The sequence below is a fragment of the Flavobacterium algoritolerans genome (assembly GCF_030010385.1).
GTDB lineage: Bacteria > Bacteroidota > Bacteroidia > Flavobacteriales > Flavobacteriaceae > Flavobacterium > Flavobacterium algoritolerans.
Genome location: NZ_JASCRZ010000001.1, coordinates 145,988 through 171,706, shown reverse-complemented (window position 1 = coordinate 171,706; position 25,719 = coordinate 145,988). Strand labels below are relative to the sequence as shown.

Sequence of the window (25,719 nt, the reverse complement as noted above, 5' to 3'; positions counted from 1 at the left end):
CGATTAACCGAATGAACAAATAATCGAATCAAAAAATATGTCAAAAATACTAATCATAGAAGACGAAGCTGCAATTCGAAGAGTACTTACAAAGATACTCACCGAAGAAAACGATACTTATCAAGTCGAAGAAGCCGAAGATGGTGTTGCAGGTTTTGAAAAAATAAAAAACAACGATTACGATTTGGTTTTGTGCGATATCAAAATGCCAAAAATGGACGGTGTTGAGGTGCTGGAAGCAGTCAAAAAAATCAAACCCGAAATCCCTATGGTGATGATCTCTGGTCATGGCGATATGGAAACGGCTATCAATACTATGCGATTGGGAGCGTTTGATTACATCTCAAAACCACCGGATTTAAACCGATTGTTGAATACGGTTCGAAATGCTTTAGACAAAAAACAACTTGTAGTTGAAAATAAAATTCTGAAGAAAAAAGTCAGCAAGAACTACGAAATGATTGGCGAAAGCGAAGCTATCAATCACATCAAAGTGATGATTGAGAAGGTTGCTCAAACCGAAGCCAGAGTTTTAATCACAGGTCCAAACGGAACAGGAAAAGAGTTGGTTGCGCATCAATTACATGAAAAAAGCGAACGCGCTAATTTTCCTTTAATAGAAGTAAATTGCGCTGCTATTCCTTCTGAACTGATAGAAAGCGAATTATTCGGTCACGTAAAAGGAGCGTTTACATCGGCAGTAAAAGACCGTGCAGGAAAATTTGAAGCGGCTGATAAAGGAACTATTTTCTTGGATGAAATTGGGGATATGAGCCTTTCGGCGCAAGCCAAAGTATTGCGTGCTTTACAAGAAAGTATGATTACCAGAGTGGGAGCAGATAAAGACATCAAAGTTGATGTTCGTGTGGTTGCGGCTACTAATAAAGATTTGAAAAAGGAAATTGCCGAAGGTCGTTTTCGTGAAGATTTATACCATCGTTTGGCAGTAATTTTGATAAAAGTTCCAGCGTTGAATGAGAGGCGTGATGACATCCCAATGTTGATTTCACATTTTGCAGATAAAATTGCTTCGGAGCAAGGAAATGCGGTCAAAAAATTCTCTGCGGCAGCGATTAATTTATTGAAGGAATACGATTGGACTGGAAATATCCGCGAATTGAGAAATGTAGTGGAGCGTTTGATTATCCTTGGCGGAAGCGAAATTTCCGAGAATGATGTGAAGTTGTTTGCATCGAAATAAAATTAATTTAATGATTAAAAATTAAAAGATTAAAAGATTTGGTAATAGTTTAAATCTTTTAATTTTTAATCTTTCAATCATAAGAAATGAAACTAAAAAAAATAAACGAAGAGTTACAACAAGCCTTAATTGAAAACGGTTTGATCGAAGCCAATGCGATGCAAAAAGAAACATTTTCGACCATGAAAAGTGGTTCGGATTGTATTGTTATTGCGCCAAAAGGAAGCGGAAAATCTACAACAATTGTGCTGAATGTAATTCAAAGATTGTCAGGCGCAAACGAAGAGTCACCTAGGGCTTTGATTATTGTTGAAGACAAAGCCAAAGTATTGGAAATGGAATCACTTTTTGAAAAATACGGCAAGAATTCTAATTTAGAAGTCTACGGTGTTCATGATAAAGGAGATATGGAATATGATAAAAATTATATTTCCAGCGGAGTTGATGTGTTGATTGGGACGCCAAATAAGTTAAGTGAAATGTTTACCACAGCTGGATTTAATGTAAACAGATTGAAAATGTTTATCCTTGATGATGCAGATCCAATTTTGAAATTGCGTCATGAAACAAAAATCATGCGTATTTCGAATAGCATTGTCAGAACCCAACGTATTATTTTTTCGGAACAATTCACTGAACGAATAGAAATTCTTGCTGAAAAAATGCTTGTGGAGCCTTTTGAATTCGATTTTGATGGAGCCGAAGAGGATGAGGACGAAAATTTCGATGAGGACGAAAACTTTGAGGCAAATGAAGATTTTGAGGAATTAGAAGGCGATGAGAAGAACGGTAATAAATAATTAAATAAAGAGTAAAATGGGATTAATGAAAGTGTTTTCGGGAAGTGAAATTTTAGCTTTAGCGTTACAAGAGAGAATTGAAGCAATAGGTGTTGATACTGTTTTGAAAAATAATATACAATCAGCTCGATTGGGAGGATTTGGTGAATTAGGTCAAGCGGTGGAATTGTTTATTCAGGAAACAGAGTTTTCTAAAGCGAATCCAGTTATTGAAGAATTCAGAATGAGTATTTAAACATATTCACAATAAAAATAGAATGAAATATAAAATGTTGGTTTTAGACATGGACGACACTTTGTTGACTGATGATCATAAAATTTCGAATGAGAATAGAGAAATGTTGTTTAAGGCACAGGAATTGGGTGTTTATGTTATTCTGGCTTCCGGAAGACCAACGCCAGCCATGACTGCTTATGCCAAAGAATTACAATTGGACAATTCGTATATGATATCGTATAATGGCGCTGTCATTACAGATTTAAAGGAAGATAAAGTCATTTTTGAGCAAACGTTAACTCAAGAACAAATCCATGAATTGTATGATTACAGTTTAAAAAGTAATACACACATTATTACTTATGTTGATGGGAAAATTGTAAGTGAGACGGATTCTGAATATATTGAAATCGAAAAAAACATAACTGGTTTAGAACATAATAAAGTGGTAAGTTTTAAAGATGAAGTTCAGTCTTCAGCTGTAAAATGTATTTTATTGGAAGAGCCAAGCTATTTAAAAGAAGTAGAAAAAGACTTGAAAGCCGTAATGCCTCATCTTAGTGTGAGTATGTCAAAACCTTTCTTTCTGGAAGTAGCGCAAAACGGAATTGATAAAGGTGCCAGTATCAAATTTTTGGCCGAAAAACTGAATATTCTTCAAAGTGAAATTATTGCTGTAGGAAATGCAGGAAATGATTTGACTATGATTGAGTATGCCGGATTGGGTATTTGGGTTGATAATGTAGATCCTGAATTGAGAGATAAAGGAGATATTATTGTTGCTTCAAATAATAATCATGGCGTTGCGGAGGTGGTGAGACGATTTATCTTGAACTAATATTTTTCAAATTATATTAAAACCATTAAGAAATTAAGGTAATTTAAGAGCAGTTCTTAATACACTTAATTTCTTAATGGTTTTTGTTTTTTAGAAAGTAGTCGAGTTGCAAACGCTTTTTCTTGTTTATAGAAGTATGTTGGTATTCGATCAAATCCTTCGCTACTTCAAGAAGATTTATTTTGAACTAAGATTTCTTTTTAGGAGGTTTACAACTTTTACAAAAATCAGGGTATTCTTGTATTCTTTTTAGGATATCTGTTTGGATTTCTAAAAGTTTTTTCTCATTTTGCCCAAGATCTGTGGTTTTTGAAGCTATTGCATGTTCCTCCGCGTATTGTTTCTGAACGGCATCATAAAGAACTTGTAAAAAACTGGCGTCAGAAAAAGTCCCTTTTTGGTCGTAAATTTCTTTTCGCAATTTTCGTGCATAGAGTTCGGATAAATCAAATTCATATTGAGCGAAATTCACTAAATAGTTTGCTGTATTAGTATCAATTGAAATAATGGATGCGGCATCACGCTTGAATGTAGAAGTCACTTTTGAATTAAAATTCTTGGTAAACATGAACTCAATATTACTCATTTGAAATGCAAAATCAAGACTTGAAGCGGTATGAATACTATTGATTTTCACATTCCCAATTTGAGTAGCGCTAGATTGAAAATCGGAAAGTTGTAATTGGTATTTTCCATCCCATTCAATGGTGTTTTGAGCATTTGCTTGAATTGCAATCAAAAGGAATGTAATTGAAATTATTTTTTTCATCTTTTAGAGTCTAAATTATTTGCCTTCAAGATGCTAATATATAGAAAATTATTGATTTCATTTTCCAGAATATTGTTTGTAAATTTGCGCACTCAATTTTTTGACAACGATTTCATTAATTGAGTTATCTTATGGAAAATAGAAAAAAAGTTGCTTTTTATACGCTGGGTTGTAAACTGAATTTTTCAGAAACTTCTACGATTGCGCGTAATCTTCAAGACGAAGGTTTTGATCGGGTAGATTTTGAGGAAGTTGCTGATATGTATGTGATTAATACCTGTTCAGTTACTGAAAATGCAGATAAGCAGTTCAAGCAAGTGGTGCGAAAAGCAATGAAATTGAATGACAAAGCATTTGTAGCGGCAGTAGGTTGTTATGCGCAATTGAAACCGGAAGAATTAGCGAGTGTAGATGGAGTAGATTTAGTTCTTGGGGCAACAGAAAAATTTAAATTGGCTGATTATATTAATGATTTGTCTAAAAATGATTTTGGAGAAGTGCATTCCTGCGAAATCGCCGAAGCGGATTTTTATGTGGGAAGTTACTCAATAGGAGACAGAACCCGTGCTTTCTTGAAAGTGCAGGACGGTTGTGATTATAAATGTACCTATTGCACGATTCCGTTAGCAAGAGGAATTTCCAGAAGTGATGAATTGGAAAATGTATTGAAAAATGCTTCAGAAATCTCGAAACAAAATATCAAAGAAATTGTTCTTACCGGTGTAAATATTGGAGATTACGGAAAGGGTGAATTTGGAAATAAAAAACACGAACATACTTTCCTGGAATTAGTTCAAGAATTAGACAAAGTGGAAGGCATCGAAAGATTGCGAATTTCATCTATTGAACCAAATTTATTAAAGAACGAAACCATAGAATTTGTATCAAAAAGCAGAACTTTTGTACCGCATTTTCATATTCCGTTGCAATCTGGAAGCAATGACATTTTGAAGTTGATGAAACGTCGTTACCAACGTGAAGTTTATACCGAAAGAGTAAATAAAATTCGGGAAGTGATGCCACACGCTTGTATTGGTGTGGATGTGATTGTGGGTTTTCCGGGTGAAACAGATGAACATTTTCTGGAAACCTATCATTTCTTGAATGAAATGAATATCTCCTATTTGCATGTTTTCACGTATTCAGAACGTGATAATACGGAAGCAGCTTCTATGGAAGGTGTTGTTCCTGCTAATGTTCGCGCCAAAAGGAGCAAAATGTTACGCGGTTTGTCAGTTAAAAAACGCCGTGCTTTTTATGAAAGTCAATTGGGAACAAACAGAACAGTTTTGTTCGAAAGTGAAAATAAAGAAGGCTATATTCACGGGTTTACCGAAAATTACGTAAAAGTGAAAACGCCTTGGAATCCAGAATTAGTGAATACCTTACACGAAATTAATTTGACAAAAATTGATGAAGACGGAAGCGTACGAATGGAATTTGCTTCGGCTTTGGTGTAAGTTTTTTTCAACCATATAAGTCATTTAAGTTTTTAAACCATTAAGAGATTAAGAAAATTAAGCGAATAACTTAATGAAACTTAATTTCTTAATGGTTTTATCTTTTAAGCCTTGTAGTTTAAAAATAAAAAAATTACGGATTCGTAGACCAAATACTGCTGTTTTTGATAAAAACGCGTCGGTTTAATTTGAGTTGCGCGATGATTAATTCGGCCATGTCTTCTGCTTGCATAACTTTGTCAGGATTGCCATCGGTTAAGTTTAATTCTTTGGCCATGTCAGTTGCAACAGTGCTTGGCGTTAAAGCAGTTACACGAATATTATGCTTGCGAACTTCCTGCATCAACGATTCCGTTAATCCTAAAACAGCAAATTTTGAAGCGCTATAAGCACTTGTTAACGCGTTTCCGCTTAATCCTGCTGTTGAAGAAATATTGATGATATCACCCGTTTGTCTTTCAATCATATTAGGCAAAACGGCACGCGTTACATAATAGGTTCCCATTAAATTTACCTGAATGATGCGTTCCCAATCCGTTGGTTCTAATTCTAAGAATTTTCCAAAAGCGGCTATTCCGGCATTGTTGATTAAAATATCAATGGTTCCAAATTCTGCTAAGGCTTTAGCAACGGCAGCGTTTACCGAATTAATATCAGCAACATCAGCAGTTATAGCCAGTGCTTTTACTCGTAACGAACGCACTTTGGCAGCTACACTGTCTATTTCTTCCTGAGTTCGTGCTACCAGAATTACATTTACACCTTCTTTTGCTAAAGCAATCGCGATTGCTTTTCCAATTCCTTTTCCTGCGCCGGTGATTAGGGCATTTTTATTTTTTAAATCTGTCATTTTATAAATTATTTAAGCCAATAAAAGGCTTGGTTTATTGTAAAAGTACCTCGTTTTAAATTTGAAATCTATTTTGATTTTCTATTTAATCTAAATTTAACGTTCTGTTATTTTGGATAAAAGGAACATCTTTAAAGGAATGGATTTTATTTTTTGTCCAAACTCAATTTATAAATATCTGTTTCTAAAACTTCGCTGTCTTTGTCTTCACAAAGCAGGAATTCGATTTTTTCTTTTGAATCAGTATACAAAGTCAATCCTTCGAATTTATGGGTACTGCTAATTTTTTGGGTGAAATCTATTTTCATGGTTTTCAGGTCGATTCTCCCAATAAGACTTCCTAAAACTTCGCCATCATCATAAGTAGATTCGGTATCTTCGGCTGTAGCCAAAAAATAAATGCTGTTATCGACTAAAACGGCATCGGTAAAACTACTGCGCACTCCTTTTATTTTAGGGAGTTTGTAGGCGTTAGAAAGAATAGTAAAATCATTGGTCAGGTTTTTTCCTTCGATGGTAAAAAGAACATTTTTATTGGAACTACCGTTGCCGCGATTCAATAAAAACCAACTTTCGCCATTATAGATAGCGCCTTCGAGGTTGAAATCTTCGGGTTTTATTTCTCCAAAATTTTGCATGACTGCATACAAATCGGCGAGGTCATTTGTGGCGATTATCTTTTTATCAATAGAATTGACTTGTATCATTTTGTTCCTTTTATCGGTGGAACCGGATCCAAAAACATACAAACTGTCACTAAAATGGGTTATGGCTTCAAAATCAGCTTTGTCTTTTTTTAGCGTGTTTTCTGTTGGATTTTCGAGTAATGGATGGCGTTTTAAATCTTTGGAATCCATTTGATATTCATAAAGGAAACCGCTGTTGTCACCGATAATCAGTAGGGAATTGTCTTTGTAAATGAGTCCTGATGCTGAACCAATGCCTATGATTTGAAATAGTAATTCGAGTGTGAATTTTTCCATTGTTTTTGTTTTGAAAACGAGTGCCTAGCCCAGATAGTAGTGGAAATCCTTTTATTATTTTTCTTTTAAATAATAAAAGATTGCAACGAATAGCTGGAAAATGCTCCTTATAATTTGTTATATTTGAGTTTACAAAGATAAAATATTTCTTATGAAGTCTATAAATCCCGATGATTTTAAAGTGATTGGCAAAATTGATTTGTCTAAAATCCCTACGAACTTGTTTAATGGAGCCAGTGAAGATGATAAAGAGGAAAAACTGGATAAAGTTCAGACGAAATTGAGCGAGTTGCAGGATGTTATGTATGCGCATAATCGATACGGCGTTTTGATTTGTTTGCAAGGCATGGACACATCGGGGAAGGATAGTCTGATTCGGGAAGTTTTTAAGGAATTTAATCCGCGTGGGGTTGTGGTGCATAGTTTTAAAACACCTAATTCTACGGAGCTGGAGCATGATTACTTGTGGAGACATTATTTGGCTTTGCCTGAAAAAGGGAAATTTGCTGTTTTTAACAGAACGCATTATGAGAATGTCTTGGTTACCCGTGTGCATCCGGAATATATTATGAATGAAAATTTGCCGGGAATCGAAAAAGTGGAAGATATAACACCACAGTTTTGGGAAAATAGGATGGAGCAAATCAATAATTTTGAAAAACACATCACGCAAAACGGAACGATTGTTTTGAAGTTTTACTTTCACATGAGTAAGGAAGAACAACGCAAAAGGTTACTACGCCGATTGGAAGAAGTGGAGCACCATTGGAAATTTTCACCTGGAGATTTGAAAGAGCGCGAGCATTGGGAGGAATACATGCAGTATTATGAAGAGGCAATTAATAAAACTGCTACCGAAAATGCACCTTGGTATATTATTCCTGCGGATGATAAGGAAATGGCACGTTATATTGTTGCCAAAATTATTTGGGAAGAAATGCAAAAACGTACTGATATTAAAGAACCGCAATTAGACGAAAAAGTTAAAGCTAATTTTGAAATGTATAAAGAGATGTTGAAGAAAGAGAATTAATGTAATAGATTTTCTTGCGAAAGTTACTTGAAGTTTATCATTGCATTACGGTACTGTTAGTATGTAAAATTATTGTTTTTCTCGCCTTTAAAATAAAGCCAACTCTTGGCTTTTTGTTAATATTCAATTCATTCAGAGTTTAAATTCACGGCATTACTTTGCTTGAAATTTAAACAAGCAACCCAGATGAAAAGAATTATTTTACCAATGTTATTTTTAGTATCCTTAATCTCATGTGAGAATGATGCTAAATCTTCTAATGAAACAACGAGTGTTGTTTTAGTAAATCAATCAGCGACTCCAGTGTTATTGAAAAAGCAAGCTGGTTTTGAAAGCTTAGAGCTTTTTTCATTGATTGGTTCTGACGATGTTTTGGCAGGAAGCCCAAATTTTGTTTTTGGAGGATCTGCAGATGGATCAGGATTATTGAAAAATGCTGATGGTACTTTTACTTTTTTGGTGAATCACGAAGATAATTTTGCGGTATCAAGAGTAACTTTTGACAAAACATTCAAACCTACAAAAGGAGAATATTTATTGAATTCTAATGGTGGAACTTGGAGGTTATGTGGTGCTACAATGGCAACAGTTGCCGAAAATGGTTTTGGTCCATTGTATTTGACTTGTGGAGAATCTGGTGAAGAATCGCGTACTCATGCCATAAATCCTTTTGGAGATGTTGCTTCTGCTTCAGTTTCTAAAGAATTACCTGCTTTAGGAAGAATAAGTGCTGAAAATGCTTTACCGTTAAAAGCGTCTGCATTTGCAGGAAAAACGGTGGTTGTGATTGGAGATGATGATTCAGGAACGTATGGTGGTCAGGTATTTATGTATGTTTCAAACACTGTTGGTGATTTAACGAACGGTTCTTTGTACATGATGAAAAGAACGGATAACAATCAGAGAGAGAAAGACATGGTTGTCAATCAATCGTACGGTGTTTCTTTTGTGAAAATTGAGAACCACACTACAATGACAGGAGCGGCTATAAACGCATCTGTAAATACATTGAAAGGAATCAAATTTGGAAGAGTAGAGGATTTGGATTATAAAAAAGGTACAGATGCCGGAGCAAGAGAAATTTATTTTAATGTTACAGGACAGAATACTTCCGGAGCAAATGCAGATGCTTCAAGAACAAAATACGGTAGAGTTTACAAATTGAACTTAGATGCAAATAATCCTTTGGCTGGTACTCTTGAAGTAATTCTTGACGGAGATGACCGTACCGGAATTGCAGGAAAATTCCAAAATCCGGATAATATCTGTGTGACAAAAAACTACGTTTATGTTCAGGAAGATGCGAATGGATATGGTGATGAAACGCATGATGCTTACATCTACCAATACAATATAGCGACAAAACAATTGAAAGTAGTCGTTGAGTTAGACCACCGTCGTACGGCTACTGATGCTAATAAATATAATGTAGGAGGAACAAGTAAATTAGGGGATTGGGAATACGGAGCCATGATTGATGTTTCAGAGCAATTAGGGATTGATGATACCTTTTTACTAAGTGTTCAACCTCATACTTGGAGAGGAACAAAATACAAAGGCGTTGATGGAGGAACAAATCGTCCAAATGAAGATCAGGCAAGCCAAATTGTTTTAATCAAAGGATTAGCACGATAATAAACCCAATCAAATAGTTACAAATATCCACGGTTTCTTAGTAGGAACCGTGGTTTTTGTTTTTTATAATTTTTTAAAGTTACTCGCATTTATCATGAAAAACTGTTTCATTTTATTGGTTCTAATTGTATTGTTCTCTTGCCAAAATGCTATTCCTAAGCATGAAACGGTAAATAATATATTCAAATCAGATATTCTAAAAGTCATAGATGAGGTTTCTAAACTGGAGCATTTAATAAAGTTAAATTCTTCAACAGTTCAACTCCAGAAACAATTTTTACTGGCGCACAGCAGTTACAAACAAGTGGAAACAATCAGTGAATATTATTTTCCGGTTGTTTCTAAAGCTATAAATGGTCCAGCCTTGGCAGAATTTGAAGAAAATGATGGAAAGACTTTGTCTCCAGAAGGATTTCAAGTGATTGAAGAATTTATTTTTCCGGCATATAATTCAAAATCAAAAGCGGAATTACTGAAAGAAATGGGTATTCTATCGGCAAATTTAAAGCGTTTGAACAAAGTGTCACAGACAAATGAATTCACAGATTCCCATGTTTTTGATGCGATGCGTTTGGAAGTTTTTAGAATAATAACCTTGGGAATAACCGGATTTGATTCCCCGATTGCTCAAAAATCTATTCCGGAAGCAGTATCAGCATTAGAAAGTATCGAGAAATATTATAAAATCTATGCGGATAATTCAACCGATCAATCATTTCAGAAAGTTTTAAAAACGATTAAAAAAGGCAAGGAATATTTAAAAACAAATACCAACTTTAATGCATTTGACCGCGCTTTTTTTATTCGAGTAATCGCCAATCCGTTAAGTATCGGTTTGCATAAAACACAAGTCAGCTTGAAAATTCCTTTTATAAAAGAAACAAGAGGACTGAAAACAACTGCACAGACACTTTTTGATAAAAACTCTTTTGATGCCGAAGCTTTCTCCGCGTTTCCAGATTATGAAACAACGCCTGAAAAAATAGAATTGGGAAAGTTATTGTTTAATGATCCTGTTTTATCGGGAAATAATGCTCGTTCTTGTGCTTCTTGTCACCATTCAGATAAAGCATTTACGGATGGTTTGGAGAAATCAGTTTCATTGGATGGTAAATCTTTGGTAAAAAGAAATACGCCTACGCTTACCCATATTGCATTTCAGCGTGCTTTCTTTTCAGATTCCAGAGTCAATTATCTAGAAGATCAGGCTGTAGCGGTAATTATCAATGAAAATGAAATGCACGGTTCTTTAGCAAAATCAGTAGCAGCTTTAAAAAAAGATGCGAGTTATGTAGCCAAGTTCAAAAAGGCGTTTCTTAAAACAGCAATAGATGAATTTGGAATAAAAAATGCATTAGCATCCTATATAAGATCATTGAGTAATTATGATTCAAAGTTTGATGGATTTATGCAAGGTGAGGAAAAATTTGATTTAGATGAAATTGCAGGGTTTAATTTATTCACCGGAAAAGCAAAATGTGCTACCTGTCATTTTATTCCATTAACAAACGGAACCGTACCACCAAGTTTTATGAAATCAGAAAGTGAAGTACTGGGCGTTCCTGATAAATATAAAAAATTAGATGCTGATTTGGGTAAATTTGAATTAACGAAAGCCGAAATTCATCGTAATTCTTTCAAAACACCAACGATAAGAAATGTAGAATTGACGGCACCTTACATGCACAATGGTGTTTTTAAAACGATGGAAGAAGTTATTGATTTTTACAATGACGGCGGTGGAAACGGATTGGGGTTTAATTTACAAAATCAAACGTTACCCGAAGACAAACTGAACCTTACTGACTTGGAAAAAAAACAGCTTATCTCCTTTATGAAAACATTGACAGATAAAAAGTACTCCCGATAGTAAACAAAAAATGCGCTGAAATTCAGCGCATTTTTATAACTAATTCAATATTTTTTTATAGTTGAAAACCATAAGCTAAACGTACACCAACTTGTCCTACTCCTCTACCAAGAGAACCGTTACTGTTTAAACGATCAAAATGATTGTAGTGTGTATAGTTCAAAGAAATATCTATGTATTTCGTTGCATAACCTATACTTGGAGATAACAATAAAGAAGTTTTATCTCTGGTATTTTCTACATTACTTGTTGCAAATGCTGCACCAGCTTCTCCCATTAGGTAAAATTGGTCATTCCATACGAAAGCTTTAAAACCTGCTTTAGCTGGGATAATACCTAAATCTTTTCCTTCTGTTTGACCAGCAAACCCATCTGCTTTGCTTACAAATAAATTAGTGTAACCAGTTGTTAAAGTTAAAGAGTATCTTTTTGATAAATCGTATTGACCTCTTACATCAGCTCCTAATGCTAATTTGTATGGGTCGCTAGTTGAATATCCTGCATTTGCACCAAATCCTAAACGGAATCCTTGATCGTAATTTGTAGCTGTAGTTGTTGTTTCTTGTGCTTGTACATTGTTAGCAAACATCATTGCTATTGCGAATACAAATAACATTTTGATTTTTCCTGTCGTTTTCATAATTGTAATATTTTTTATTAATAATTTTTTTTGGTGTTGTCTTGATTTTATTTAATTCTAAACAACGTTACAAATGTATAGCCCTCATAAGCCTGTTTTGTTATAGAATTACTTGGTTTTGTTATAGAATTCCTTGTTGGGTGAAATTATGCACTAAAAAGAAGTGTTATATATGTAATAGTATTGATGCAATTGAAAGCTTCTAATTATCTTTGCCATCAAAAAAAAGCAAAAGTGAATTTATCTAAATACTTCAAAGAGTTTTCTTATAATATTAAATTAGCGTATCCTGTAGTTCTGGGAATGCTAGGACATACATTAATAGGAATCGTTGATAATTTCATGGTTGGAAAATTGGGTTCTACAGAGTTGGCGGCAGTTTCATTAGGTAATAGCTTTATATTCATTGCTTTGTCTTTAGGGATAGGTTTTTCTACTGCAATAACTCCATTAGTGGCTGAGGCTGATGCCGAAAAAAATGATCAAAAAATCCGTACTACTTTTCATCACGGATTGCTTTTATGTACGATTTTAGGAGTTGCATTATTTATTTTGACCGTGTTGTCTAAACAAATTATGTATTTCATGCACCAACCCAAGGAAGTGGCTGAAATGGCTGCTCCTTATATTGATTGGGTTGCATTTTCTTTAATTCCGGTGATTATGTATCAGGGTTACAAACAATTTGCCGATGGATTGTCTAAAACAAAATATTCCATGTACGCCATATTTATGGCTAACGTAGTGCATGTCTTTTTTAATTATGTACTAATTTACGGAATTTGGTTTTTTCCAAAATTAGGAATTCTGGGAGCTGCATTGGGAACGGTCTTGTCAAGGATAATGATGGTGGTTTTCATGCATTACCTGATGAAAAAGAATTCGGCATTGAAAAAATATTTTAAGAATTTCAGTTTTAAAGAAATCAGAAAATCAATTTTGAAAAAGATTATCAATCTGGGTATGCCTTCAGCTATGCAAATGTTGTTTGAAGTAACTTTGTTTACCGCTGCAATTTGGCTTTCTGGTTCTTTGGGTAAAAATAGTCAGGCTGCCAATCAGATTGCACTTATTCTGGCATCTTCCACGTTTATGGTTGCAATGGGTTTAAGTGTTACGGCAATGATTCGAGTGAGTCATACTAAAGGAATGAATGATTTTAAAAAGTTGATTGTTGTAGCACGATCTATTTTTCTATTGGCGATTATACTTGAAACTTTTTTTGCGATAATCTTTGTGGTATTCCATAATTTTTTACCGCATTTATTCTTGAATATGACCGATTCAGCTCAGATGCTAGACAACGAAGAAATCATCATAATCACTTCAAAATTACTATTAATTGCAGCTATTTTCCAAATCTCGGATGGAATTCAAGTCGTTGTTTTGGGAGCATTACGTGGTTTGCAAGATGTAAAAATCCCTATGTACATTACCTTTGTGGCGTATTGGGTTATTGGTTTTCCTATTTCCTATTATTTAGGAAAATATACGGAACTTAAAGCCGTTGGAATCTGGATAGGACTTTTGGCGGGATTAACTGCTGCCGCTTTATTTTTGTATATTCGCTTTGCGAGATTAACAAGAAAGTTGGTGTTGCAAAATCATAACAAATAAAATAATAAATACTTAAATATTAAATTCATGGAATTACCAAAATTTTTACTAGGCGATAATACTGATTTCCCTGAGGATATTTTCATCATACACCTTGATTACCCTAGATTTATAATCAATCTGAAAGATGATGAGGTAGAGTTTATGGAAGAAGCAGAAGATCTTGACGAAGCAGAATTAAATGCAGAAATGGAAGGGTTAATAGTTCTTGCCAATGAGTTTTATGATAGAGAAATTAAACTTTACGAGGAGTAGTTAACTTTTTGTTTTACTTAATTGATATTCAAATGAAAAATTTATTTATGTATTTCATGTTTATTTTTGGCACAATACTCATAATTAAAGGGGTTTTTAACTTTTTTCCGTTTGAAATTAAATCAAATATAAACGCAAGTGAAGCCTATAATTCTGGACATATTGTAGGATATGTTATTGGTAAATTTGGTAAGATTGCTCTTGGTGTTTTAATGTTAAAGTATGGATACCAAACTTATTTAGAAGGGAAAAGAAGAACAGAATAGATTAGTCTTTTTTAAAATACTTTTCTAATAATTTTTGAGCGGCTGCAAAGGGTGAAATTTCATCATTTTGCACCGCTTTTTTACTTGTATCCAATGATTTTTGAATTTCAGCATTGCTGTAAAAATTGGTTTTCAATTGCTCGTTAATGGTCTCTAGCATCCAATATTGATTCTGTTCTTTTCGTTTTTCAAAAAAGTAATTATTGCCTTTAGTCAGTTCCAGGAATTTTTGAATGGTTTCCCAAACATCAGGTATTCCTTCATGGGTAATAGCGCTGCAGGCAGCAGTTGTAGGAGTCCAACCTGATTTTTTGGCAGGGAAAAGATGCAATGCTCTATTAAATTCCAGTTTAGCAAGATGAGCTCTTTTGATATTGTCACCATCCGCTTTATTGATGACAATAGCATCTGCCATTTCCATAATGCCGCGTTTGATGCCTTGCAATTCATCGCCGGCACCAGAAATTTTTAATAGAAGAAAAAAATCTACCATGCTGTGAACGGCAGTTTCACTTTGGCCTACGCCAACCGTTTCTATGATTATGGTGTCAAAACCGGCAGCCTCACAAAGTGTAATGGTTTCACGGGTTTTTCGAGCCACACCACCTAATGTTTCCCCTGAAGCTGAAGGTCGTATAAAAGCATTTTCATCTTTAACGAGTTCTTCCATTCGGGTTTTATCACCCAAAATACTTCCATGCGAAATCGTACTGCTGGGATCAACGGCAAGCACCGCTACTTTTTTTCCTAAACCAGTCAAATATTTTCCAAAAGCTTCAATGAAGGTACTTTTTCCAACGCCGGGAACTCCTGTAATGCCAATTCTAACTGATTTGTTGGCATAAGGCAAACAAGCATTTATCACTTCATTGGCTTTCGCCAAATGACTTACATTCGTACTTTCCACTAAAGTAATCGCACGACTCAGAGCAGTTATATTTTCTTCTAAAATCCCTTTAACGAGTTCTTTTTCCGAAGGTTGTATCTTTCTAAATTGCTGAATATGTCCAACAGCAACGGTGCTGATAATTTCTGGAGCAGAAATTCCGGGTTTTTCGTTTAACGCGCTTGGATGGTGTTTTTTATTTGGCAAAACTATTTTTTAGAATAGTAAAAGTAGTGAAAACAAAAACAGTTTCAAAAAGCAACTGCCTTATGAAACTGTTTTATTTTAGAAAACATACAGAATTAATATGCTGCTGTAAAACGCACTTGATGGTGTTTTGGAGTTTCAATTTCATCAGCTATAACAACTGCTAAATCTTCAACGGATAAAATACTTCTTTGATTTTCATCAAAAACTGGGTTTTCTAACCCTAGACGGTATTTACCTGTTCTTCCTGTTGTGATGCCTTGATGCATTTCAAAAGCAGGACTGAAAAATGCCCAATCTAATTCTTTTTCTTCTCTAATAATATTCAAATAATCTCTTGCTGCAGTTGCTCCTGCGTAGTATTCCTTTGGAAAATCCGGAGTGTCTACTGCTTGTAGATTTGGAGCTATAAACAAACTTCCCCCGCCACCAATGGTGATGAATCTTTTTACACCAGATTTTTTAACAGCTTCTTGAATCGCTTTTGAACCTTCAAGGAAATCGGTATATAAATTTGGATTAGTCCAACCTGCGCTGAAAGCATTTACGATCACATCATTTTCTGCAATAATTTTAGACAGTTCATCAACGTTATTGATATCTGCTTTTTCCCATTTGACAGCTGTGTTTTCATCTTTTTTTGGATTTCTGGCTATTGCTGTAATTTGGTGATTGCGATTTGCTAATTCATTTAAAATTGCGGAACCTACAAATCCTGTGGCTCCGATAATTGCGATTTTCATAATTATATGTATTTAAAAGTAATAAAAAATGTTGCAGTTTAATTAAAAAAAATAGTTTTAAAATTGATTAGAAAAATTTTCCAATGTAATACCGCTTAATTGTAAGCTGATTTTTTCATTGATATTTTCATATAAATCTTCTAAATTTTCATTTATTTTTTTTCCGACAGGGCAGTTTGGATTGGGTGTGTTTTTTGAAAATCCCAACGTAACAGTGTCAAAAGTCATTTTGAAAATAGTGTCTAACGAAATGTTTGATGCCGATTTTAATAATTTTGTACCGCCGTTTTTGCCTTCTTTACTTTCTACAATATTATTTTTTTTTAGGTTTGCAATTTCTTTTCTTACCAAAACGGGATGTAAGTTCATGCTTCCCGCTATAAACTCTGAAGATAAATATTCATCTGGAAATTTAGTGAGTAAGGTGAGGATATGTAATGTTATTGCAAATTTACCTGAAATCATACTGTAATAAAATATATTACAAATATACGTCTAAAATTGTAATTTCCAATTATTGTTGCTTTTTTAACATATTGTAGCATCTAAAGCAGTTTTTTCTACTTCTCAAGATAAATTTAAATGGTATTTTTGTAATCAAATTAAGCTATGACTAATTTCATCCTAATCTTTGTTTTTTTATTCCTAGGTATTGTATTCCAAAATATAAAAGGGTTTCCTGTAACTGTTTACAAGCTATTAAACAAGATTGTTATTTATATCTGTCTCCCAGCGTTGGCTTTGTATTATATTCCAAAAATAAAATGGAGCACTGAATTGTTATTCCCAATTGGAGTTGCTTGGATTGGATTTGTTGTATCCTATTTATTTTTTAGTTTTCTAGGCAGTAAATTTGGCTGGTCTAAAAAACTCATTGGTTGCTTAATTTTAACAGCCGGTTTAGGGAATACTTCCTTTTTAGGTTACCCAATAATTGAAGCATTATATGGAGAAGAAGGTTTGAAAACGGCTATTCTGGTCGATCAGCCCGGTTCTTTTGTGGTACTTTCTACCTTAGGAATTCTGGTTGCAACGTTATATTCCAGTGGTAACCCAAGCGGTTTTCAAATCGCCAAAAAGATTCTTCTTTTTCCTCCATTTATAACTTTTTTGATAGCTTGTTTGATGAATGTTTTTAATTTCGATTTTCAGGATTACGTTCAGCTTTTATTGCAAAAACTGGGAAGTGGAGTGACACCTTTGGCTTTGCTTTCTGTTGGTTTGCAACTGCGTTTTGACCGGAAAAGCCAGCATTGGAAGTTTTTAGGACTGGGACTTTTGTATAAATTAATATTGACTCCGGCTCTCATTTACGTGTTGTATGTCGTAATTTTGCAACAGCATTCTAAAATTATTCAAGTTGCCATATTAGAGTCAGCGATGGCGCCCATGATTACCGCTTGTATTTTAGCTTCTACTCACGGTTTAAAACCTCGTTTAAGCAGTATGATGATAGGTTTTGGAATCCCATTGTCGTTTATCACCTTGTTATTTTGGTATTTTGTGGTTCAGTTTGTTTAATTTTTTTTAATCGAATATGGATCAATAATTAGTAATATAGTTTTTTAAAAATATGAATTCATCTCTTGATACTGTATCAAAAATTGATACAACTCCTATTGCTCAGCAAACCGTTTACTCTATATTATTTTCTATTGCATTCGCCCATTTATTGAATGATTTATTACAAGCCGTAATTCCGGCAGCGTATCCTATTTTAAAAGAAAATTTCAATTTAACCTTCACACAAATCGGGTTAATCACCTTGGCATATCAGTTGGCGGCTTCTATATTACAGCCTTTGGTTGGTTTGTATACGGACAAAAGACCAAAGCCTTTTTCTCAAATTTTCGGAATGCTGTTTACCTTATCCGGAATTGTGTGTTTATCGTATGCTTCCAGTTTTTCAATGATTATAATTTCGGTTGTTTTGGTTGGTATAGGTTCTTCGATTTTTCATCCTGAAGCTTCCCGAATCTCCTTTTTGGCATCTGGTGGAAAGCGTGGTTTGGCACAATCCATTTTTCAGTTGGGAGGCAATGCAGGAACGGCAATCGGACCTTTGTTAGTAGCCTTAATTGTGGTTCCTAATTCACAATATTACATCATTTGGTTTGTGGTAGTTGCCATTATCGGATTGATAGTTTTGAGTAGAATTGCACTTTGGTACCAAAACCATTTAAGTTTAAGAAGTGCCAAGAAAGCCGTAATCGATTTGCCTAATTTATCCCAAAAAAAGATTGTAATCTCAGTGGGAATTTTGTTGGTTCTGATATTTTCAAAATTCTTTTACATGGCCAGTATGTCCAGCTATTTTACGTTTTATTTAATCGAAAAATTTGGATTATCGGTTCAGGAAGCGCAATTTCATTTGGTTTTATTTTTGGCTTCTTGTGCCATTGGAACCTTAATCGGAGGGCCGTTAGGCGATAAATTCGGAAGAAAATATGTGATTTGGTTTTCGGTTTTGGGAGCCGCACCTTTTACTTTATTGTTGCCGTATGTCGATTTGTTTTGGACAGGCGTCTTATCAGTCTTAATAGGAATTATAATCTCCTCTGCATTTCCAGCAATCTTAGTTTATGCACAAGAATTATTGCCTAAAAAACTCGGAATGGTTTCTGGTCTTTTCTATGGTTTTGCTTTTGGAATGGGTGGTTTGGGTTCCGCTTTATTGGGGAATCTTGCAGATCACACCAGCATAACGTACGTGTATTATCTTTGTGCGTATTTGCCTTTGATAGGGATTATAGCGCTCTTTTTACCAAATTTAAAGAAAAAATAAGACGTCTTTTCAGGAGCTTTTTACTTCGTCAGTTCGCTTCGCTCGTGTCCTGCTCTACACTATATCTTTTGTTTTTTTTAAGAAAAAAAACAAAAGGATTGCTCCCGAAACTTCGGGACGATAAGGACTAGGGCATTTGGTGTCCTAATGACATTTTTGGGAAGTATTGCTTTCTGGGTTTTACAAAAATTAGTACAATTTTAAGATTAGTTTCCTCCTTTATTGCTTTTATTTCAATAACTTACAGTGTTACTAATCAATAAAATAAACTACTATGGCAACATTACGATTAGGCGATATTGCTCCTGATTTTGAAGCAGAAACGTCACAAGGAAAAATAAAATTTCATGATTGGTTAGGAGATTCTTGGGGTATTTTGTTCTCTCATCCAGCTGATTTCACACCTGTTTGTACCACGGAGTTAGGAACAGTTGCAAATTATTATCCTGAATTTGAAAAACGAAATGTAAAAGTAATCGCATTGAGTGTTGATGGAGTAGATTCGCACATGGAGTGGATCAAAGACATCAACGAAACTCAAAATACAACTGTAAATTTCCCTATAATTGCCGATGAAGACAAGCGTATTGCTGAATTATACGATATGATTCATCCCAACGCAAGTGAGAGTTTTACGGTTCGTTCGGTTTTTATAATTGGACCAGACAAGAAAATAAAATTAATGATGACCTATCCTGCATCAACCGGTAGAAATTTTGATGAACTTTTGCGTGTAGTTGATAGTTTGCAATTGACGGCTAATTACAGCGTTGCAACGCCGGCCAACTGGAAAGATGGTGATAAAGTAGTAATCTCGACTGCAGTTAAAGATGAAGATATTGCGGCTAAATTTCCAAAAGGCTACGAGAGGGTAAAACCGTATTTAAGAATGACCCCACAGCCTAATAAATAGTAGTTTTCACTATATCTTTTAAATAGAAAAGCAGAATAAATTTATTTTTATTCTGCTTTTCTATTTTGTAAAAAGCATGATTTTTATTTTTTATTGGTAATTAATAACCCGGAAATAATGATTCCCATACTGATGATTTGGGTTATCAAAATAGCTTGATTTAAAAAAAAATACGCCAGAATCCCACTGAATACAGGAATCAAATAATAAATCAATGCTGTTTTTGAGGTTCCAATTAATCGAATGGCTTCGTTCCATAAATAAAAAGAAATTAAGGAAGCGCAAACGCCAACGTATGTGGTTACCAAGACTGTTTTAGTGTCAAAAATCACTTTTTTATAATAGATATGTTCATACAGATAAAAAGGGAACAGTAAAATTGTACCAATTACAAAAACACTGAACAAAAATACTTTTGGACTTAATTCATCTGGTTTTTGTCGAACTAATATCGTGTAATAAGCAAAAAAGAAGCAAGCCACTAGCATCAATACATCCCCAATGGTGAAGTTGATATGGAGTAATGCTTGTAAGGAACCTTTGGAAATAAGCACTAAAACTCCTGTGATTATGGTTGCAATTCCCACTATTTTTACATTGGAAACTTTCTCTTTAAAAATAATTCTCGAGAGTACAACAATAAATAACGGAATCGAAATGGCGATTAATGATAAATTAACTGCACTTGTTGTTTTTCCTGCAAAATAAATCAGCGTGTTAAAAATAGTGATGCCTAATACAGCGGTAAGCGTAAGATAGCGAATGTGTTTCTTTACAATTTTGAAACTTTCATAAGTGTTTTTTATAGCAAATGGAGCCAAAACAATACAAGCAACTGTCCAGCGCCAAAAAGCCAATCCAACAGGAGGAATATGACCTTTTATCCCACTGGCGATTACCATATTTACGGACCATAGAAAAGTAGCTAATAGGGCAAATAAAATCCCTTTAGTTGTGTTGTTCATTAAATAAGACTGTTTATTTTGGCATATTGTAACAACATAATGGTCTTTGCATCTTGCATTTTACCGGATTCAATCATAGCATAGGCTTCGTCAAAAGACATTTCCATTACATCTATATTTTCTTCTTCATGTGCTACTCCACCACCGTCACTCACTTTCATGGATTCATCGTATTCACCTACAAATAAATATAAAATTTCTGTTACTGCACCCGGAGACATATACGTTTCCATTACCTTTTTTACTTTAGAAATGCGGTATCCTGTTTCTTCTTCGGTTTCTCTAATGATGCATTGCTCCGGATTGTCTGCGTCCAAAAGTCCGGCACAAACCTCAATCATCATTCCGGTTTCATTTCCGTTAAGATAGGTTGGGAGGCGAAACTGTCGCGTTAGAATAACTGTTTTTTGTTGTGTGTTATAAAGCAAAATAGCGGCGCCATTTCCTCTATCATAAACTTCTCTTCTTTGGGTTATCCAGGAGTCGTCTTTTTTTTGATAGTCAAAAGTTACTTTGTTTAAGATGTACCAATTGTCTGATAGCAATTCGGTTTTTTGGATTTTAATAGCTGGATTTTTCATTCGGTTGTGTTGATTTTTAAACTAAAAAAAACGCTCTGAATTTCAGAGCGTTTAGTAATCTTATTTTAGAATAGTTTGCTTTCTGTCTGGACCTACAGAAACTATTTTGATAGGAACTTCCACTTCTTTTTCAATGAATGCAATGTATTCTTTTAACTCTGTCGGTAATTCATCATACGTAGTCATACCAGTCAAATCTTGTTTCCAACCTTTGAAATCCTGATAAACCGGAGTTACATTTTCTGGTTCGATGTTATAAGGGAAGTGAGAAATTTTCTCTCCTTTATAATTGTATTCCGTACATACTTTCAACGTTTCAAATCCTGAAAGTACATCGCCTTTCATCATCATCAGTTGCGTTACACCATTAACCTGAACAGCATATTTAAGTGCTACTAAGTCTAGCCAGCCACAACGTCTTTGTCTTCCGGTTACCGATCCAAATTCATTTCCTACACGTGCCATAGTTGCACCATCTTCGTCAAAAAGTTCAGTAGGGAACGGACCACTTCCTACGCGTGTTACATACGCTTTGAAAATTCCGTATACTTCCTTGATTTTGTTTGGGGCAATCCCTAAACCGGTACATGCACCAGCAGCGGTAGTATTTGATGAAGTTACAAATGGATACGTTCCAAAATCAACATCCAATAATGAACCTTGAGCACCTTCACATAGTATTGATTTACCTGCTTTTTGGGCTTGGTGTAAATATTCTTCACTATCGATGAAATCTAATTTTTTTAGTTCTTCGATTGCTTCAAAAAATTCTTTTTCTAATTCCTCTAAATTGTATTGGATAGCAACATCGTAGAATTTAATCATTGCTTCATGCTTGTCAGCTAAAGCTCTGTAACGATCTGCAAAATCTTCTAATTCAATATCACCTACACGAAGACCGTTTCTTCCGGTTTTGTCCATGTAAGTAGGGCCAATTCCTTTTAATGTAGAACCAATTTTTGCTTTTCCTTTAGAAGCCTCAGAAGCAGCGTCTAATAAACGGTGTGTTGGTAAAATTAAATGTGCTTTTCTTGAAATGATTAATTTGCTTTTGATGTCTAAATTAAATTTCTCAAGACCTTCAATTTCTTTTTGAAAAACAACAGGATCAATTACTACTCCATTTCCAATGATATTTACAGCAGTTTTATGAAAAATACCAGAAGGAATAGTTCTAAGAACATGTTTTATTCCGTCAAATTCCAAAGTATGTCCTGCATTTGGACCTCCTTGAAAACGAGCAATAATATCATAATTTGAAGTTAGAACATCAACAATTTTTCCTTTTCCTTCATCTCCCCATTGTAATCCTAGTAATAAATCTACGGTCATTCTATCTGTTATTTTGTAGTTAGTGATATATTGAAGGGACAACTAGTAAGTTATCCGTACTATTTTTGTTTTTTTATTCCATATAAATATAAGGAATGGTTGGTAATCTCTATGTCGAATATTTCTTCGATTGTTTTTTTGATACTTTGAATTCTTGGATCACAAAACTCAATTACTTCACCAGTATCCGTCATTATAATATGATCGTGCTGTTTGTCAAAATATGATTTTTCATAATGTGCTTGATTTTGTCCAAATTGGTGTTTACGCACTAAAGCACAATCCAATAGCAATTCAATCGTGTTGTAAAGAGTTGCTCTACTCACACGATAGTTTTTATTTTTCATTTTGATATAAAGGTTCTCTACATCAAAATGTTCTTCGCTATCGTAAATTTCCTGAAGGATAGCATAACGTTCAGGAGTTTTGCGATGTCCTTTTTTTTCAAGATACATTGTAAAAACATTTTTTACAATTTCTTGGTTTTTGGTGTTATCTGTGGAAATGAGTGTCATATGCGGGCAAAGATAAATTTTTTAGTTTAAAGTATAAAGTTTAAGGTTTGTTTAGTTTCAAGTTTTTTAGTTTCGCCTTGAACAAATTGAGATTTGAAACTAAAAACCGGATTTTTTTCTATGTTTTATAAACCCTTGTTACTTTATCGATTCCGTCAATTTTTTTGATGTTGTTGATCATTTTTTTCAAAATGGTATTGTTTTGAACAATTACCGCAACTTGACCATGAAAAATTCCTGCATCGGTACTCAAAGAAATACTCTGAATATTAACATGCATATTGTTTGAAATTACCTTTGTTAACTGGTTTGTGAGTCCTAAAACATCCATTCCGGTTATGTTAATGATGGCTTTGAATTCTTCTTGTGAAGAGTCAATCCATTTGGCTGTCATAATTCGGTAGGCATAGTTGGATTGCATCCCAATGGCGTTCGGGCAATCTTTTTTATGCACTTTTATTCCTTCGTTGATGGTTACAAATCCAAATACATCATCACCGGGTATTGGGTTGCAACAAGGCGATAATTTGTAATCCAGTTTGTCGTGTTCTTTACCAAAAACAAGCATGTCGTAACTGCTGCTAATGATTGGCTTATGGATGTCTTCGTCAGCGGTGCTTGGCGAACGTTTCATTTTATTTTTGAAAAAATTAATGAAAGTATTGCTTTTTTGTGCTGCGTAATCCTTCAGTTGTTGGTTTTCAATGGCACCAATTCCCACTCTGTAAAATAAATCTAAACTGGTTTTTAGTTTGAAAAAGTTAACCAATTCGTTAACCACTGATTCGTTCAATGTTATTTTTAAATGCTTTAGTTTTCGAGTTAGGAGTTCTTTTCCTTCTTCGCCAATTTTCTTGGTGTTCTCGTTTAAAACATTTTTTATTTTCGTTTTGGCTCTGGATGTAGTTACGTAATCCAGCCAGTTGACAGTAGGTTTTTGATGTTGTGAGGTAATGACTTCAATTTGGTCACCACTTTTTAATTCGAAATTCAAAGGAACTAATTTCCCATTGACGCGTGTTCCTCTGGTTCTAATTCCTATTTCAGAGTGAATACTGAAAGCAAAATCAAGTGAAGTGGCGCCTTTTGGCAATGATTTTATTTCTCCTTTTGGGGTAAACACAAAGATTTCTTTAGAATATAAATTCATTTTGAAATCTTCCACAAAATCTACTGCATTAGTTTCTGAATTTTCCAGAGCTTCTTTTAGTAAATTAAGCCATACATCCAGACCGCTTTCTTCAGTAGCACCATTTTTATATTTGTAGTGCGCTGCGTATCCTTTTTCAGCAATTTCATCCATGCGTTCACTTCGAACCTGAACTTCAACCCAGCGTCCTTTTGGTCCCATTACTGTAATATGTAACGCTTCGTAGCCAGTAGATTTTGGTGACGAAATCCAGTCACGTAAACGACTTGGGCTTGGTCTGTAATGATCCGTTACGATAGAATAAATCTTCCAGGCGAGAAATTTTTCGTCGTGGGGATTTGATTTGTAAACGATCCGCAAAGCAAACTTATCATATACTTCGTCGAAGCTTACGTTTTGCGCTTTCATTTTTCGACGAATAGAATAGATAGATTTTGGACGACCTTTTATAATGTACTCAATCCCTTCTTCATCCAAAGCTGTTTTTAGAACGGCAGTAATATCATCGATGTAAGCATCTTGCTCTTCTTTGGTTTCTTTTATCTTACTTACAATGTCATTGTAAACGGCGGGTTCAGTGTACTTTAATCCTAAATCTTCTAGCTTCGTTTTTATGTTATATAACCCCAGTCGATGCGCTAATGGTGCGTATATGTATAAAGTCTCCGATGCAATTTTAGTTTGTTTGTCTTCCTGCATCGATTCCATAGTCTGCATATTGTGCAAACGATCGGCTAGTTTAATCAAAATCACTCGAACGTCATCATTCAGTGTAAGAATCATTTTCCTGAAATTCTCGGCTTGTAATGATGCATTCAAATCTTTTTGAACCATGGATATTTTGGTTAATCCCTCAACGATTTGAGCCACTTTAGGATTAAACAAACGTTCGATATCTTGAATAGTAGTTGGTGTATCTTCAACCACATCATGCAATAATGCAGCAGCGATGGATGTGGCTCCCAAACCTATTTCGGAAGCAACAATTTTTGCCACAGCAATTGGGTGGAAGATATAGGCTTCACCTGATTTTCTGCGTTGCTCTTTATGAGCTTCTACGGAAACATCAAATGCTTTCCGGATTAATTTTTTGTCTTCAGGTGTTAAAGTTTGGTAACTTATGCGAAGTAATTCTTTATATTCTTGGGCAATTGCCTTGTTTTCTTTTTCTAAATCTATTTCTGTCATAACGGCATTGTTCATTTCCT

26 protein-coding genes are annotated in these 25,719 nt (G+C 34.5%); 14 read left to right on the top strand and 12 right to left on the bottom strand.

The window, feature by feature from the left end; all coding sequences use genetic code 11:
- The first annotated feature begins 37 nt into the window (after positions 1-37).
- The 4 genes from QLS65_RS00685 (at position 38) to QLS65_RS00670 (ending at position 3,056) form a co-directional block, all read left to right on the top strand.
- On the top strand, positions 38-1,201 hold the full coding sequence (locus tag QLS65_RS00685) for a sigma-54-dependent transcriptional regulator (protein WP_099714603.1): 1,164 nt from the start codon (positions 38-40) through the stop codon (positions 1,199-1,201).
- A gap of 86 nt (positions 1,202-1,287) precedes the next feature.
- Positions 1,288-2,001: a DEAD/DEAH box helicase gene (locus tag QLS65_RS00680; RefSeq protein ID WP_282710426.1), complete on the top strand. Its 714-nt coding sequence runs from the start codon at positions 1,288-1,290 to the stop codon at positions 1,999-2,001.
- Between the two features lie 16 nt (positions 2,002-2,017).
- Entirely contained in the window at positions 2,018-2,236 is a 219-nt protein-coding gene (locus tag QLS65_RS00675; RefSeq protein WP_091164573.1) for a putative signal transducing protein, read from the top strand.
- A gap of 22 nt (positions 2,237-2,258) precedes the next feature.
- A complete protein-coding gene (locus QLS65_RS00670) occupies positions 2,259-3,056 on the top strand; it encodes a Cof-type HAD-IIB family hydrolase (RefSeq protein WP_282710423.1) in 798 nt (265 codons plus the stop codon).
- 187 nt (positions 3,057-3,243) lie between these two features.
- On the opposite strand, the gene QLS65_RS00665 is transcribed toward QLS65_RS00670, so the two are convergent.
- A complete protein-coding gene (locus QLS65_RS00665) occupies positions 3,244-3,825 on the bottom strand; it encodes a hypothetical protein (RefSeq protein WP_282714592.1) in 582 nt (193 codons plus the stop codon).
- A 131-nt stretch (positions 3,826-3,956) separates the two neighbouring features.
- Between QLS65_RS00665 and mtaB the strand changes: the two genes are divergently transcribed.
- Positions 3,957-5,285 carry a tRNA (N(6)-L-threonylcarbamoyladenosine(37)-C(2))-methylthiotransferase MtaB gene (gene mtaB, locus QLS65_RS00660; RefSeq protein WP_282714591.1) on the top strand — a complete coding sequence of 443 codons (1,329 nt, stop codon included), beginning with the start codon at positions 3,957-3,959 and terminating at the stop codon, positions 5,283-5,285.
- A gap of 133 nt (positions 5,286-5,418) precedes the next feature.
- On the opposite strand, the gene QLS65_RS00655 is transcribed toward mtaB, so the two are convergent.
- Complete coding sequence (locus QLS65_RS00655) at positions 5,419-6,135, bottom strand: 3-ketoacyl-ACP reductase (protein WP_121342660.1); 717 nt, start codon at positions 6,133-6,135, stop codon at positions 5,419-5,421.
- A 146-nt stretch (positions 6,136-6,281) separates the two neighbouring features.
- Positions 6,282-7,118 carry a DUF6929 family protein gene (locus tag QLS65_RS00650; RefSeq protein WP_282710417.1) on the bottom strand — a complete coding sequence of 279 codons (837 nt, stop codon included), beginning with the start codon at positions 7,116-7,118 and terminating at the stop codon, positions 6,282-6,284.
- A 151-nt stretch (positions 7,119-7,269) separates the two neighbouring features.
- On the opposite strand from QLS65_RS00650, the gene QLS65_RS00645 reads away from it, so the two are divergent.
- The 3 genes from QLS65_RS00645 (at position 7,270) to QLS65_RS00635 (ending at position 11,656) form a co-directional block, all read left to right on the top strand.
- Complete coding sequence (locus tag QLS65_RS00645; protein WP_282714588.1) at positions 7,270-8,151, top strand: PPK2 family polyphosphate kinase; 882 nt, start codon at positions 7,270-7,272, stop codon at positions 8,149-8,151.
- A gap of 186 nt (positions 8,152-8,337) precedes the next feature.
- Positions 8,338-9,786, top strand: coding sequence for a PhoX family protein (locus tag QLS65_RS00640; protein WP_282714586.1), 1,449 nt, complete (start codon positions 8,338-8,340; stop codon positions 9,784-9,786).
- 94 nt (positions 9,787-9,880) lie between these two features.
- Positions 9,881-11,656 carry a cytochrome-c peroxidase gene (locus QLS65_RS00635; protein WP_282714584.1) on the top strand — a complete coding sequence of 592 codons (1,776 nt, stop codon included), beginning with the start codon at positions 9,881-9,883 and terminating at the stop codon, positions 11,654-11,656.
- Between the two features lie 55 nt (positions 11,657-11,711).
- Here QLS65_RS00635 and QLS65_RS00630 read toward each other — a convergent pair whose 3' ends face one another.
- Positions 11,712-12,296, bottom strand: coding sequence for a hypothetical protein (locus QLS65_RS00630; protein ID WP_282714581.1), 585 nt, complete (start codon positions 12,294-12,296; stop codon positions 11,712-11,714).
- Between the two features lie 234 nt (positions 12,297-12,530).
- Here QLS65_RS00630 and QLS65_RS00625 point away from each other — a divergent pair, with 234 nt between their 5' ends.
- From QLS65_RS00625 to QLS65_RS00615, 3 genes are read left to right on the top strand one after another with little or no spacing between them, the layout of a single operon-like run.
- Positions 12,531-13,913 (top strand): MATE family efflux transporter, encoded by a 1,383-nt coding sequence (locus QLS65_RS00625; RefSeq protein ID WP_282714579.1) that lies wholly within the window; start codon positions 12,531-12,533, stop codon positions 13,911-13,913.
- A gap of 27 nt (positions 13,914-13,940) precedes the next feature.
- Positions 13,941-14,168 (top strand): hypothetical protein, encoded by a 228-nt coding sequence (locus QLS65_RS00620; RefSeq protein WP_091204000.1) that lies wholly within the window; start codon positions 13,941-13,943, stop codon positions 14,166-14,168.
- 32 nt (positions 14,169-14,200) lie between these two features.
- Complete coding sequence (locus QLS65_RS00615) at positions 14,201-14,434, top strand: hypothetical protein (RefSeq protein WP_282714577.1); 234 nt, start codon at positions 14,201-14,203, stop codon at positions 14,432-14,434.
- Between the two features lies 1 nt (position 14,435).
- Here QLS65_RS00615 and meaB read toward each other — a convergent pair whose 3' ends face one another.
- From meaB to QLS65_RS00600, 3 genes are all read right to left on the bottom strand, one after another.
- Complete coding sequence (meaB, locus tag QLS65_RS00610; RefSeq protein ID WP_428831864.1) at positions 14,436-15,527, bottom strand: methylmalonyl Co-A mutase-associated GTPase MeaB; 1,092 nt, start codon at positions 15,525-15,527, stop codon at positions 14,436-14,438.
- Positions 15,528-15,622: 95 nt separating this feature from the next.
- Positions 15,623-16,270, bottom strand: coding sequence for an NAD(P)-dependent oxidoreductase (locus tag QLS65_RS00605; protein ID WP_282714575.1), 648 nt, complete (start codon positions 16,268-16,270; stop codon positions 15,623-15,625).
- 57 nt (positions 16,271-16,327) lie between these two features.
- Positions 16,328-16,735, bottom strand: a complete 408-nt coding sequence (locus QLS65_RS00600) for an Rrf2 family transcriptional regulator (protein WP_282714573.1) — start codon at positions 16,733-16,735, stop codon at positions 16,328-16,330.
- Between the two features lie 144 nt (positions 16,736-16,879).
- Here QLS65_RS00600 and QLS65_RS00595 point away from each other — a divergent pair, with 144 nt between their 5' ends.
- The 3 genes from QLS65_RS00595 (at position 16,880) to QLS65_RS00585 (ending at position 19,968) form a co-directional block, all read left to right on the top strand.
- Positions 16,880-17,791, top strand: coding sequence for an AEC family transporter (locus QLS65_RS00595; protein ID WP_282714571.1), 912 nt, complete (start codon positions 16,880-16,882; stop codon positions 17,789-17,791).
- 52 nt (positions 17,792-17,843) lie between these two features.
- Positions 17,844-19,055 carry an MFS transporter gene (locus QLS65_RS00590; protein ID WP_282714570.1) on the top strand — a complete coding sequence of 404 codons (1,212 nt, stop codon included), beginning with the start codon at positions 17,844-17,846 and terminating at the stop codon, positions 19,053-19,055.
- Positions 19,056-19,329: 274 nt separating this feature from the next.
- On the top strand, positions 19,330-19,968 hold the full coding sequence (locus QLS65_RS00585; protein ID WP_099714621.1) for a peroxiredoxin: 639 nt from the start codon (positions 19,330-19,332) through the stop codon (positions 19,966-19,968).
- Positions 19,969-20,051: 83 nt separating this feature from the next.
- On the opposite strand, the gene QLS65_RS00580 is transcribed toward QLS65_RS00585, so the two are convergent.
- From QLS65_RS00580 to QLS65_RS00560, 5 genes are all read right to left on the bottom strand, one after another.
- Positions 20,052-20,933: a DMT family transporter gene (locus QLS65_RS00580; protein WP_282714567.1), complete on the bottom strand. Its 882-nt coding sequence runs from the start codon at positions 20,931-20,933 to the stop codon at positions 20,052-20,054.
- Entirely contained in the window at positions 20,933-21,514 is a 582-nt protein-coding gene (nudK, locus tag QLS65_RS00575) for a GDP-mannose pyrophosphatase NudK (RefSeq protein ID WP_282710391.1), read from the bottom strand. The genes QLS65_RS00580 and nudK overlap by 1 nt, the downstream gene beginning before the upstream one ends.
- 60 nt (positions 21,515-21,574) lie before the next feature.
- Positions 21,575-22,846 (bottom strand): adenylosuccinate synthase, encoded by a 1,272-nt coding sequence (locus QLS65_RS00570; RefSeq protein ID WP_121364626.1) that lies wholly within the window; start codon positions 22,844-22,846, stop codon positions 21,575-21,577.
- A gap of 59 nt (positions 22,847-22,905) precedes the next feature.
- Positions 22,906-23,361 carry a Fur family transcriptional regulator gene (locus QLS65_RS00565; RefSeq protein WP_035670620.1) on the bottom strand — a complete coding sequence of 152 codons (456 nt, stop codon included), beginning with the start codon at positions 23,359-23,361 and terminating at the stop codon, positions 22,906-22,908.
- 118 nt (positions 23,362-23,479) lie between these two features.
- Positions 23,480-25,699 (bottom strand): RelA/SpoT family protein, encoded by a 2,220-nt coding sequence (locus QLS65_RS00560; protein WP_282714562.1) that lies wholly within the window; start codon positions 25,697-25,699, stop codon positions 23,480-23,482.
- Between the last annotated feature and the right edge of the window lie 20 nt (positions 25,700-25,719).